The sequence below is a fragment of the Acinetobacter sp. 24-47-47 genome, from assembly GCF_057737035.1.
In genome coordinates this window covers 699,296-712,149 of record NZ_CM173216.1, presented here as the reverse complement: position 1 = coordinate 712,149, position 12,854 = coordinate 699,296, and the positions used below count along the sequence as shown (strand labels likewise).

The 12,854-nt window shown below is 39.0% G+C and carries 9 protein-coding genes and 8 tRNA genes; 5 read left to right on the top strand and 12 right to left on the bottom strand.

Features of this window, described 5'->3' with window-relative positions:
* The first annotated feature begins 146 nt into the window (after nucleotides 1-146).
* Together AC1M9E_RS03325 and AC1M9E_RS03320 are read left to right on the top strand one after the other, a co-directional pair.
* Entirely contained in the window at nucleotides 147-2,762 is a 2,616-nt protein-coding gene (locus tag AC1M9E_RS03325; protein ID WP_488225022.1) for a PepSY domain-containing protein, read from the top strand.
* 391 nt (nucleotides 2,763-3,153) lie between these two features.
* Nucleotides 3,154-3,645, top strand: a complete 492-nt coding sequence (locus AC1M9E_RS03320; RefSeq protein WP_488225021.1) for a YdcF family protein — start codon at nucleotides 3,154-3,156, stop codon at nucleotides 3,643-3,645.
* 5 nt (nucleotides 3,646-3,650) lie between these two features.
* On the opposite strand, the gene AC1M9E_RS03315 is transcribed toward AC1M9E_RS03320, so the two are convergent.
* The 11 genes from AC1M9E_RS03315 to AC1M9E_RS03265 form a co-directional block, all read right to left on the bottom strand.
* Entirely contained in the window at nucleotides 3,651-4,121 is a 471-nt protein-coding gene (locus AC1M9E_RS03315) for a DUF2750 domain-containing protein (protein ID WP_179999352.1), read from the bottom strand.
* A 76-nt stretch (nucleotides 4,122-4,197) separates the two neighbouring features.
* Nucleotides 4,198-4,273 (bottom strand) — tRNA-Val (locus tag AC1M9E_RS03310).
* Between the two features lie 92 nt (nucleotides 4,274-4,365).
* Nucleotides 4,366-4,442: transfer RNA gene (locus AC1M9E_RS03305), tRNA-Asp, on the bottom strand.
* 51 nt (nucleotides 4,443-4,493) lie between these two features.
* Nucleotides 4,494-4,569: transfer RNA gene (locus AC1M9E_RS03300), tRNA-Val, on the bottom strand.
* A 23-nt stretch (nucleotides 4,570-4,592) separates the two neighbouring features.
* Nucleotides 4,593-4,669: transfer RNA gene (locus tag AC1M9E_RS03295), tRNA-Asp, on the bottom strand.
* 13 nt (nucleotides 4,670-4,682) lie between these two features.
* Nucleotides 4,683-4,758 (bottom strand) — tRNA-Val (locus tag AC1M9E_RS03290).
* Nucleotides 4,759-4,780: 22 nt separating this feature from the next.
* Nucleotides 4,781-4,857, bottom strand: a tRNA-Asp gene (locus tag AC1M9E_RS03285).
* Nucleotides 4,858-4,906: 49 nt separating this feature from the next.
* Nucleotides 4,907-4,983, bottom strand: a tRNA-Asp gene (locus AC1M9E_RS03280).
* Nucleotides 4,984-5,005: 22 nt separating this feature from the next.
* Nucleotides 5,006-5,081: transfer RNA gene (locus tag AC1M9E_RS03275), tRNA-Val, on the bottom strand.
* Between the two features lie 212 nt (nucleotides 5,082-5,293).
* On the bottom strand, nucleotides 5,294-5,821 hold the full coding sequence (gene elsL / locus AC1M9E_RS03270) for a cell wall-recycling L,D-carboxypeptidase ElsL (protein WP_481952236.1): 528 nt from the start codon (nucleotides 5,819-5,821) through the stop codon (nucleotides 5,294-5,296).
* 35 nt (nucleotides 5,822-5,856) lie between these two features.
* A complete protein-coding gene (locus AC1M9E_RS03265) occupies nucleotides 5,857-6,225 on the bottom strand; it encodes a YbaN family protein (protein ID WP_481952237.1) in 369 nt (122 codons plus the stop codon).
* A gap of 99 nt (nucleotides 6,226-6,324) precedes the next feature.
* Between AC1M9E_RS03265 and AC1M9E_RS03260 the strand changes: the two genes are divergently transcribed.
* The 3 genes from AC1M9E_RS03260 to dapE all read left to right on the top strand — a co-directional run bounded on the left by AC1M9E_RS03260 (nucleotide 6,325) and on the right by dapE (nucleotide 8,721).
* Nucleotides 6,325-7,170, top strand: coding sequence for a DUF1853 family protein (locus tag AC1M9E_RS03260; protein WP_481952238.1), 846 nt, complete (start codon nucleotides 6,325-6,327; stop codon nucleotides 7,168-7,170).
* A 126-nt stretch (nucleotides 7,171-7,296) separates the two neighbouring features.
* On the top strand, nucleotides 7,297-7,449 hold the full coding sequence (locus AC1M9E_RS03255; RefSeq protein WP_092766976.1) for an entericidin A/B family lipoprotein: 153 nt from the start codon (nucleotides 7,297-7,299) through the stop codon (nucleotides 7,447-7,449).
* 138 nt (nucleotides 7,450-7,587) lie between these two features.
* Entirely contained in the window at nucleotides 7,588-8,721 is a 1,134-nt protein-coding gene (gene dapE, locus AC1M9E_RS03250) for a succinyl-diaminopimelate desuccinylase (RefSeq protein ID WP_481607734.1), read from the top strand.
* A 72-nt stretch (nucleotides 8,722-8,793) separates the two neighbouring features.
* Here the strand turns inward: dapE and AC1M9E_RS03245 are convergent, their stop codons facing one another.
* On the bottom strand, nucleotides 8,794-12,852 hold the full coding sequence (locus tag AC1M9E_RS03245; protein WP_488225020.1) for a hybrid sensor histidine kinase/response regulator: 4,059 nt from the start codon (nucleotides 12,850-12,852) through the stop codon (nucleotides 8,794-8,796).
* Between the last annotated feature and the right edge of the window lie 2 nt (nucleotides 12,853-12,854).

The following is a 12,854-nucleotide window of genomic DNA, read 5'->3' as shown; positions in this document are numbered from 1 at the left end:
TATATTAAAACCTCCAACTTTGGAGGTTTTTTTATCACAATTTTTTATATGAGAATGAGAATAAATATTATCTTCAAATACATTCCACTTTTTTTGAGTTAGGTTATAATCGCACCATTCAAAAATTCCAATTCACTCAGACCCTTATGTTCAAGAAAATATTTTTCCAGTTACACTGGTTTTTCGGAATAACAGCAGGCCTTATTTTGGCACTTATGGGTGTCACTGGGGCGATATATTCTTATGAGCAGCAAATTATCAAGCTGATCAATCAGGAAAGTTTTACAGTTGTTGCTGAACAACGCCCAAAATTAACACCAGCTGAAATTTATCAACATTTCCAGCAGGAGCATCCTGATCTTAAAATCAATAGCATTACAATTGCTGCTCAACCTACTGACTCATCGAGTATCAATGTTGCGAAAGAAGGCGAACGTCGTGGTTTGACCATGATGATCAATCCCTACAGTGCTGAATTACTACCTGAAATTAAAGGTCGAAAATTCTTCGCATTCGTACAACAACTACATCGTAACTTGACAGTCGGACCAGTTGGAAAACAAATTACCGGTGCATGTACACTGATTCTTATTTTCTTTGTCCTCAGTGGCTTATATCTACGTTGGCCGAAAAAACACAGTTTCAAACAATGGTTTTCAGTTAAACCCAAATTAAAAGGTCGAAACTTTATTTGGGATTTACACGCAGTCGTTGGAACATGGGTGGCCATTTTCTATCTCATGTTGGCTTGTACAGGTTTATATTGGTCATATGACTGGTGGCGCAACGGCATGTTTAAAGTGCTTGGTGTTGAGCGCCCACAACCCCAAATGCAAGCGGGTGGTCCTGGTTCAAATGCTGGACCAAACGCTCAACGTGAAGGACGTGAAGGACGTGAAGGACGTGAAGGACGTGAAGGACGTGAAGGACGTGAAGAGCGTAAATCACTCCAAACAGAACAGATTCAATTTGCGCTCAACCAATCTTGGTCTACATTTGAACAACAGTTTAAAAATCAATTTTCTTCCGTAACCTTCACCATTCCTAAACGTGCAAACGGTGAATTAGAACTGAGTTTCGTTGATCCTATTCCGCAACATGAACGCGCTCGTAACAAAGCGACTGTCGACTTAAATACGAATCAATTGAAAGATGTTGAATTGTACGAAGACAAAAAGCTCAATGAAAAAATCATGAGCAGCATGTTACCTGTACACCGTGGCAGCTTCTTTGGTCCTATTTACCAGTTCTTCGCGATGTTAGCTGCACTCGCTATGCCGTTATTCTTTGTGACTGGCTGGATGCTCTATCTCAAACGCCGCAAGCAAAAACAATTAACCCGTGAAGCGAAGCAAAATTTAGCAGTGGTTGATATTGATCCAAATGCAAAACCTTGGCTCATCGCTTATGCAAGTCAAACTGGTGTATCCGAGCAATTGGCTTGGCGTACAGCTTCAATTCTGCAATCAGCACGCCAACCCGTTACTGTTAAATCAGTGCAAAGCCTGACCACTAATGAGCTACAAACAGCATCTCAAATTCTGGTGGTCGCGAGTACTTACGGTACAGGTGAAGCTCCAGACTTAGCTACAAGTTTTGAAAAGAAATTAATGTCTCATCCACTGAATCTAAGTCATGTTCAATTTGCAGTTATGGCACTTGGTTCACGTGAATATCCTGACACTTATTGTAGTTTTGGTCATCGTATCTATGATTGGTTCAATGCATCTGGTGCAACTCCACTCTTTAATGTGATTGAAGTAGAAAATGCCAATAACCAAGATATTCAAAAATGGACAGATGCACTCGCACAAGCTGCTCAATTGGAATTAGCAACATTATCTATTGATAAAGTCTTTGATCAATGGAAACTGCAAAAACGCACACTGCTCAATCCAAACAGTTTGGGTCAACCTGCTTATAATTTAGAGCTTGAGTCTGATCACGACGCGATCTGGCAAGCTGGAGATATTGCGGAAATTCAACCCGGCAATAGCATTGAACGTATTCAAGCATTTTTACAACAGCACAACTTAGATGAGGCTTTAGTTCTCACAACTACAGGTCAAACCTTAGTTGAAAGCCTGTGGAATAAAAATTTAAATAGTGAGGTTCAGCCATTTAATACAGCTGAAGAACTCGTTAAGCAGCTTGAAAATTTACCTACTCGTGAATATTCGATTGCTAGTATTCCGACTCAAGGCATGATGCGATTGGTGGTACGTCAACAACTTGATGAACTGCAGCAACTCGGCTTAGGCTCAGGCTGGTTAACACATCATGTTGCGGTTGGTGCTCAGGTACAACTTCGTATTCGAACCAATGAATCATTCCATTTAATTGATGATAATCGACCGATTATCTGTATCGGTAACGGGACAGGGATCGCAGGGCTAATGAGCTTGATTTCAGCTCGCGTACGCTTGGACTACACTGACAACTGGCTCATCTTCGGTGAACGTCAACGCGAACATGATTTCTTTTATAAAGAAACAATCGAAGCTTGGCAAAATACAGCGATGTTAAAGCGGATTGATCTTGCGTTCTCTCGAGACCAACCAGAAAAAGTCTATGTACACCATATTCTGCGTCAAAATGCGGATGAAGTCGTTAAATGGATTCATCAAGGTGCTGTCATCTATGTGTGCGGCAGTATCAATGGTATGGCAAGCGATGTTGATCTAGCCTTAATTGAAATCTTGGGTGAAACTACTGTAGATGAATTAAGACAAGCTGGTCGCTACCGTAGAGACGTTTACTAACAAGGTTATTATGATCAAAACCGAGTACGATTTTTATTTAATCTGCTCGGTTTTTTTATGCGATATACTTTTTCTCAATTCCCACCAGTGATGACATCCAATGTATATAAGGATTTTAAAATTTTTCGCTTGGTTAATAGCATTGATACTATTAATCGATGGAATCATTTTAATCAGTCAAAATAAAATTCATTTGGGTACTGTACTTCCGGCCTTTAATGGCATAGTGATCATTTTATGTCTGTTTTTTAATAAGAAAATCCAACACTACCGTTTGAATCATTCTAACTTTAACTTGTTTTGGAAAATGGGATGGACAATTTTTTCCATCTGGTTAATCAGCTTGGCTATTTTTTTTATTTTTTTAGCTAAATCAAATCATTCCCCCATCATGAATACACCACCTGATGCGATTATTATTTTGGGTAGTGGTTTAATCAATAACCAACCCTCCCCAACGCTTCAGGCTCGATTAGACCAAGGTGCAACGATCGCCGCTCAATATCCCAGTAGTTCTGTTATTGTAACTGGTGGTTTGGGATTTGATCAGAAAATTACTGAAGCTGCAGTGATGAAAGCATATTTGATCAACAAATATCGTATTCACCCACAGCGTATAGTTGAAGAAAGTCAAAGCACCAGCACCGAACTCAATTTAAAAAACAGTGTTCCGCTGCTAAACAAAATAGACTTAAACCAAGATAGTCATATTGTAGTTGTGACTAGTGATTTTCATACACCACGTGCTGCAGCCATTGCCCGATTTCAAGGTTATACCCAAATCACATCAGTCAGTGCTGAAACTCCTTTAGGCACACGATATAACGCATGGCTTAGAGAATATTTTGCTTATATTAGTGGCTGGATCTTAAGAGAATACTAAATTTTCTATTTATCATGTATTCGAATTTTTCGAGGCGAAGGAACCCCTTCTTTATTTAATTTTTCAGGTTGATCGATCGATAACTGATATAGATAAGCTTTTAGGTCAATTAGAAATTGTCGCCCCGATACCAAAACATTTTGACCTTCTGGCATCAAGTTAAGTGATAAATGAGTATTGTGTTGTCGAATATAAGGAACAACTTGTTCAATAAATGGTATCAGTTGGATTTCCTCCACATGATATTTTTCCCACTTATCACGAACCAATAATTGTGCCATACCTTTACTTTGCCAAACAGCAAGCGTGCGCTGACCAGATGGAGTGGAGCACAATGCCCAGCCATCATTATATAAACTATAAACTTTAGCCTGAGCGACAATTGTTTCCATAAATTGTTGGTATTGTTCTTTTGGAGAGACAACTGTAGAGGCAATAGAGGTACTTGAAGGCTTACGCTGGTATGGATTTCTCATAATTCTATTATAAACATGAATTCATCATATTTTATATAAATTATAGAAACTTAAAAGACATTTTATAGAAAGAATATGGTGGGCGCTGACGGGATCGAACCGCCGACATTCTGCTTGTAAGGCAGACGCTCTACCAACTGAGCTAAGCGCCCTTGAGGAATAAAAATAGCACCGCTATTTTTAAGATGCAAGAAAGAAATCTTGCTGATTTAAACCATTATATCTAGACAAGGGATCTAGAAAATGGCGCAGCGGACGGGACTCGAACCCGCGACCCTCGGCGTGACAGGCCGATATTCTAACCAACTGAACTACCGCTGCAACGGCAACTGCTTACGCAATTAGGGTCATATAAGCTTTACAGCTTGAATATGGTGGGCGCTGACGGGATCGAACCGCCGACATTCTGCTTGTAAGGCAGACGCTCTACCAACTGAGCTAAGCGCCCTTATTAGGCTTTGATTTTTAGGATGGCGCAGCGGACGGGACTCGAACCCGCGACCCTCGGCGTGACAGGCCGATATTCTAACCAACTGAACTACCGCTGCATCACAAAAAATCTGGTGGGCGCTGACGGGATCGAACCGCCGACATTCTGCTTGTAAGGCAGACGCTCTACCAACTGAGCTAAGCGCCCTTAATAAGGTCATTACATAGATTGGCGCAGCGGACGGGACTCGAACCCGCGACCCTCGGCGTGACAGGCCGATATTCTAACCAACTGAACTACCGCTGCACTTATGTAATATCTCTATTAAAGTACAAACAATCTATTAAGCTTAAAGTGGCGCAGCGGACGGGACTCGAACCCGCGACCCTCGGCGTGACAGGCCGATATTCTAACCAACTGAACTACCGCTGCACTAAAACTTAACGTAAAGGCTTGGTGGGCGCTGACGGGATCGAACCGCCGACATTCTGCTTGTAAGGCAGACGCTCTACCAACTGAGCTAAGCGCCCTTTACGACTTCATCGTTTGTGTGGTGCATTATAGAGAATCCTCAGATACTGTCAAACGCTTTTCTACAGGTTTCTCAGTTTTTCAGTTTGAATGATTAAAAAATAGATCATTTCTCTTAAAAAATCGCTTTTTTGTCTATTATTTGCCTAATTAGAGATATGTTTTTATTTTTATTCAAAGTTTTTATCACAACACATTTTACGATTCTGATTTAAATTTGATCCAATTCGATCTCTTGTTCTGAAATATAGACTAAAGCACCTTCGTCCAATGTATCAAATAGCTCAATGACATCTGCACTGTGCATTCGAATACATCCATGTGATTTAGGAATGCCTAAAGGTTCTGACTCTGGCGTACCATGAATATAGATATATCGATTATAGGTATCACAACCCTCCCCTTGATTAAAACCAGATTCTAAACCTGCTAACCAAAGAATTCGCGTTAGAATCCAGTCACGTTCTGGAAATTGCTCGCCAAGTTCCACATCATAGATCTCCCCAGTCCAAATACGTGCTTTAAAAACAGCATTGATTGGGTGATCATCGCCAATTTTTTGTTCAATACGATGCCATCCCCTTGGGGTTTTACCTGAATTTTCCTGTTCACCTATACCGTTCAATCCAGTAGACACCAAATAGCTTTTTTTCAAGCGTGGGACATATAGAACTTGTTTCGCCATATCAATCAGGATATCCGCCTGACTTAAGTTATAACTTTCAAGATTTGGGTTCATACAAAACTCAGCGTTAAAATATTTTAATCATTCATTTAAACAGTATTTTTTGATTCAGGTCTTAACCACAACCAAATCGCGACAATTAGCATGGTGACATTCGTAAAAATTTTTACTAAATCAGGAGCATTGGTATAAAGCATGAGAATACCGCTGATCAACATCATCATCGAGGCGAGCCATTTTGCTTTGCGTGGAACTGTGCCATGCTCACGCCAATTTCTCAGTGTTGGTCCATATTTAGGATGATTGAGTAGCCAATCATCAACCTGTGGCCAACCTTTTGAAGCAGCCCATGCGGCAAGAATTAAAAAGACTGTGGTTGGCAATCCTGGCAATAGCGCACCAATAAAACCTAGAGTCACAAAAATAATGACCAAGCTCCGCCAAAACACGATTTTCATACCGCAACTCATTCAGTTGAATCTCACTAGTATATATGCTTTTGTGGTAGTGTCTGATTGTAAATTTATTTTCAGTTTTGAATTCTAGTTGGAGAAGCGGTGCAATCTGATTTTTATGAGCCATGGCAGAACTTTCATCATGCAATTGTACGCCAACTGGCTTTTGTCATCGCAAGTCCTAATATTATTCGTTTTGCGCCTAAAGAATTAACGATCGTTCATCCTTTTGAACTGCACCATGAACTATTTTGGCAAACTCAGTACGAAAAATATATCTCCAGACTTCATGATCTAGATCAAAACCCACAAGAACTGATTGATTTTATTCAGCAACTTAAAAGTACTCGTCTAGGTTTGCGCTTTGAATATTTAATGTGGTTCTGGCTACAAGATGATCAACGCGATCAAGCTGATTTTTCGCTGTTAGATCACAGTGTTCAAATCATTGATGGCCGCCATACTTTGGGTGAAATTGACTTTGTGATATTAAATCATCACACCCAAGAAATTGAACAATGGGAAGTTGCACTGAAATTTTATTTAGCAGAACAAGACTTTCAACTTCAACATTGGTACGGATTAAATCGAAGCGACACTCTATTTAGAAAGCTCAATCATTTTACGCAAAAGCAATTTCAATTTACTCAAGCCAATACTTATAAAATTGATCGAAAAATTGCGGTGATGAAAGGTCAACTCTACTTTCCGTATCATACCGAACTTCAAACCTTACCCAACTGGGTCAGCCCACATCGTCGTATAGGCACATGGGGACATCAATTACGATCATCTTTTTATCGACTGGAAAGACAGGAATGGATTTGTCCGAATGCGAGTCAGACTTCAAATGAAGCACATTGGTGGAGCAATGGGCTTTATCACAATGTACAGACAAATCAGTTTTATATGTACCGTCAACCAGCATTAAAGCTTCCTTACGTGTAGTTCGTGTAATAAAAAAATGTATCGAATACAATTAATAACATTCTGATAATAAAACTCTCATATTCTTCTAAATGATTAATTTTTATTCTGATTAAGCATCAAAATAATTTACAATCATTGGAGATAATGATGAAAAAAGTATTAGCCGCTTCATTCGTAGTTGCATTTGTATTAACTGGTTGTAATACATTCAAAGGTTTTGGACAAGACGTTTCAAAAGCTGGGGAAACTGTAACAAATACTGCTGAAAAAACTTCAAACGAAATTCGTAACAACTAATTCGAAGTTGAAGCTAAAAGCCCTATTTTTTAATAGGGCTTTTTTTATTTAAATTTGATTTCCTTGAATGATTAATATTTTGCATCAAATTCAACATACTTTATGATAGATCAACTTTGACCAATTCGATTTCTCTCCATGACCCAGTCTGCAACACTCGATTTAAGCTTACAATTACTTCGCCAACCTTCAGTGACCCCTGTCGATCATAACTGTCAAAATATTATGGCTGATCGATTATCAAAGATTGGTTTTAACATTGAAAATATGCGTTTTGAAGATGTAGATAACTTATGGGCTCGTCGCGGGACTGAATCACCTGTGTTTTGTTTTGCGGGTCATACTGATGTTGTTCCTACAGGCAATCTAGAAGCGTGGAACTCCGATCCATTCGCCCCAGAAATTAGAGATGGAAAGTTATACGGGCGTGGCAGTGCAGATATGAAAACGGCGTTGGCAGCCATGGTAATTGCCTCTGAACGTTTCGTTGCTAAGCATCCAGACCACAAAGGTTCGATTGCTTTTTTGATCACTTCAGATGAAGAAGGTCCATCTATCAATGGAACAGTGAAAGTTGTAGAAACTTTAGAAGCACGCCAAGAAAAAATGACATGGTGTTTGGTCGGTGAACCGTCAAGTACGAATACTTTAGGTGACATTGTTAAAAATGGCCGTCGTGGGTCTCTCAATGCCAATTTAACAGTGAAAGGTAAGCAAGGGCATGTGGCCTATCCACATTTGGCAATTAACCCAATTCATAAAGCCTCAAAAGCAATTGCTGAATTATGTGAGACAGAATGGGATCAAGGCAATGAGTATTTCCCTGCAACGTCTTTCCAAATCTCCAATATTTCTGCTGGAACGGGTGCAACCAATGTTGTGCCTGGCACGATGAACTTATTATTTAACTTCCGTTATTCTACAGAAGTTACTGCTGATGAATTAAAAGCACGTACACATGAAATTTTAGATCGCCACGGCGTTGAGTATGATATCGAGTGGACACTATCAGGTTTACCATTCCTTACCCCTGTTGGAGAGCTCGTCAATGCTGCCAAAAAAGCGATTTTGGATGTGACTGGTACGACAACAGAATTATCAACCAGTGGTGGTACATCAGATGGCCGCTTTATCGCACCAACTGGAGCTCAGGTACTCGAACTGGGCGTACTTAATGCCACAATCCATCAAATTAATGAACATGTTGAAATCGCACATTTGGAACCTTTAGCTGAAATTTATGAAAAAATCTTAATTGAGTTATTGGCATAACGCTAAAATTTAAGAGCAACGAAATATAAAAAAGGATGCGAATGCATCCTTTTTTAATTCGCTTAAAATACTTCAATCCTGTTTTAAAAGCTGATTGATCTGCTCAATCAACACTGCTTCTTGGAAAGGTTTACCCATATAAGCCGATACACCAAGCTCAAGAGCATGTTGTTTATGCTTATCCCCCACTCGTGAAGTGATCATAACCACAGGTAAGTTCTGCAAATGTGATTGATTTCTCAGCCATTGCATCACTTCAAAACCATCCATTCTTGGCATTTCAACATCAATTAACATTAAGGCAGGTGTTGAATGCTGTAAATATTCAAGTGCTTCAATGCCATCTGTAGCTGTGACAATCTGGTAAGCATAACGCTCCAGTAGCTTAGATGTCACTTTTCGAACTGTGACCGAATCATCAACCACTAAAATCGTAGGTGCCTCATTGTCATGTTTTAAATTTGAGAGCTTCGACTCTGGATGTACAGGCCAATCCTGCTGAGTGAGATATTGAACCACACGATTTACATTTAAAATTGGGCAAATTTCTCCACTGCCCATAATGGTTACACCGCTGAGATAATCAATTTGATGGATCAGCCCTCCAGTCTGTTTCACAATAATTTGTGAATTAGTTCCTAAGACCTCATCAACGAATAAAGCCACAGGTTGAGACTGGTGCATATTTACCAAAATCACTGGAACTTTTGGGGTTTCTGAATATGGTGAGTTTCTTTTTATATGTTGATTTAACAATACGAAGTCAGCCAAATCATTTAATTGATAACTTGCTTCATGCACTCTCAACAACTGACCCTGTTGTTTCGCATGATTTAAATCATGTCTATCGATCATTTCAACACGTTGTATTTGATGTAACGGTAAGGCAAAGAATTGGTCCGCAACTTTTACCATTAATGCTTCAGTAATAATTGAAGATTTAGGAATTCTGATTTCAAAACAAGTTCCTTGTCCTCTTTCCGAAGAAACATGAACATGCCCACCCAATGCCTGTATTTCACTTTTTACGACATCTAAACCGACACCACGTCCTGAAACCGTTGTTAATTTTGCAGCAGTGGTAAAGCCTGGTCTAAAAATCAATTGTAATAGTTCAGTTTCAGAATATTCCCGTTCAGCATTGAGCCAACCAAATTCAACAGCTTTTTGCTTAATCTCTTGTGAATCAATTCCTCGACCATCATCCTTGATCAAAATACTCAGCTCATTGTGATGATTCACCAGTGTCAGTTGCATGACTGCTTGTTCAGGTTTATTTAATTTCAACCGCTGTTCTGCTGACTCAATTCCGTGATCAATCGCATTACGCAGAATATGCTCAAGTGAGGTGATCAACTTTTCAAGAATACTACGATCTAACTCGATGTCTGCATGTTCAATCTGTAACTGAACAGATTTATTCAGATTCATCGAAAGTTGCTTGCATAAGCGTTCAAGACGCATTTGTATCGTCTTGAATGGTACGACACGAGTACGCATCAACGAGTGTTGGATGTTGTTTTGTATTCTTGCCTGCTGAATCAATATACTTTCCGCAGATTGAAGCTTTTCATGCAGAGAGTTTCTGATATCTAACAAGTCTGATGTTGACTCTGATATTGATTTTGAGAGTTGATTAAGTGATGAATATTGATCCATTTCTAAGGGATCAAATCCATGCTCGGCGGAATTATGTGATCTACGTTGTAATAAAATTTGGGATTCTAATTCCCCTTCCATCCGTCTCAATTGTGAAGTAAGGCGCTGAATGGTTTGATCCATTTCTACCAAATTTGACCGATATGATTTTAATTCTACTTCGACTTGCGAACGTTGAATCAAATCCTCCCCAATCAAATTAAGGGTTGCTTCAATTACAGCAGTAGAGACTGAAAGTGTCTCGTTCGCTACGGCAGATTGCACAAACTTTTGCAAATTACTACTCATTGGAGGCGGTAAAACACTCTCCTTAGCGTTAGATGGTTCAATCTGATGTGAGTTTTGCTGAATGGAAGAAGAGTCAAACTTTGATGAATTATTATGCGTAGTGACTAAATCACTTAAATTGGTTTCAAGGTCCGCTGATAAAGTTGAATGAATACTAAAATCTGAAGACATGTGGTGAGTGATATCATTTTGCATCGAATGTACTAAGTTCAGCTTCGAGTCACCACCCTTAAGATTTAAATGTCCAAGCTCAATTAAACCCTGAATAATCCTTGATGCCTGCTCTATCGGATAATCGACAGACTCAATTTTAATGATATTGACACGCCGTACCAAATCCTGCTGTAAGGCTTTAATCAAAATAATGAAACTTTTTATATCAATGTGTTGCTCTGAAATGAGTTGAAGATATACAGATTCAAGCTCATGGATTAGATTTGCAAAGTAATCTGCTTGCAACATGTATGCACCACCTTTCAACGTGTGCAGTTGCCGCATAATTTTTTGGATACACGTAGCATCTTCTTGATACTCTAACCATGTATTGAACAAGTCTTCGATTTGAGACAAAATTTCTTCCGCTTCCTCGACAAAAAAACCACTTACTTCGCGATCTAAGCCCTGTTTTGCTTTCGCTGAATCTTTGAGTGCGTAATCTATATTGAGTAATGTCAGAATTGTTTCATCTAAGGATCGAGCAGATACTTCGCTCTCCTGCTCTATAGTACCACTACAATTCGATTGATTGGAAAAACTGAAGTATTCATGATTAAGTTGTTTTAAATCATCTAATAGTTGCTGAGAAGCCTCATTATTTTGAGCCAATTGACCTATAGCAAGTTCATCAAATATTTCTAAGAGTTTTTCATGCCCTTGTTGTAAAACTCGGTGGACATTTGAGTAGGCAATTGAATTCGGTTCTCTTGCAATGTTGGAGTGAATTGAACTCAAAATTTCTGAAATTTTTCGAAGGAGATCAAAATCAACTTTAATGGCAAATTTAGCAATTGAACTGAGTTGTTGACTCAGTAAGCTCGAACGTTTAGTAGTACGTGTAGAGCTAACGAGGTTAGAAATACCATCTTGTACAAAGGTATCGATAAGGAAAACATCTTCTACACCCAAATCTACAATTTTCTTGAGTAAATCATGCGGATCAAGATTTGGATCGTTCTGTGTAATCTGTTCTGAGAAGTCTCTCAATGCGATTAAAAAAGTATGCTCTAATGCCTGAAACTGTTGTTGTCTCGTTACGTTGTCACCTGTTGTTTGCAAGCTTTCTAAGTAATACTGGATTAAATCAATATACTGCGTTGTGAGCGCTTGCAATTCTTTATTGTTGGTATCAAGAAATGGATTACGTTGTATTATTTTTTCGAATGACTGACTCAATACTTCAATTTTCTCAAGTCCAACAATTGCAGAACTCCCCCTGAGAGAATGAACAACACGTGCAAGCGTATCCACCTGAAATTGTTGATTGGATTTATCCAACATATCTTGCAGGGATTTCAATTGTTCTGAAGCTTCAGCATAAAAACTTTGCAGAACCTCGTTATCCCATATTTGAGTATTCTCCATTGTGGCTGCTGCTGAGAGTGAATTTGAGTCATTCAAACAATGACATTCAATCCTGAAATCTAGATCTAGCTGTGTGAGATGAGCGTTGATCGCCAACAAAGGATGCAATGATTGATCTATGATATTTGAATGTTCTAATTGCCGACCTAAAAGCAATAGAGGTTTAACATCTAATTGAATCGCTTGTTTCACTGTTAAACTAGGCACAATGATGTAGCGATATATACGAGAGATCAGCTCAACATACTCAAGGACCAGTTGACTCCATGAACGTTGCTGATCCAGCCTAATATTCAGTATTGTCTCAACGGTCCATGCAAGCTCAGAAACTGAGTTGAATCCAAGCATTCGACCTGAACCCTTTAAGGTATGAAAATTACGGCGCAATGCTTGCCAAATATTTACCTGTTCTAAATCATTCGATAAGACTTGAAGATTTTCTGATATTTCTAGAAGTAATTCCTTAAGCTCTTCAGCAAAGGTGGTAATAAGCTCCTCATCTTCAAAATTTGATTCATCCTGAGGAAGCTGCATATCTATATATGCACGATGGAGTGCTTCTGAAAGATATAATTGTATTTTATTAGGATTATTATTTTTCATGG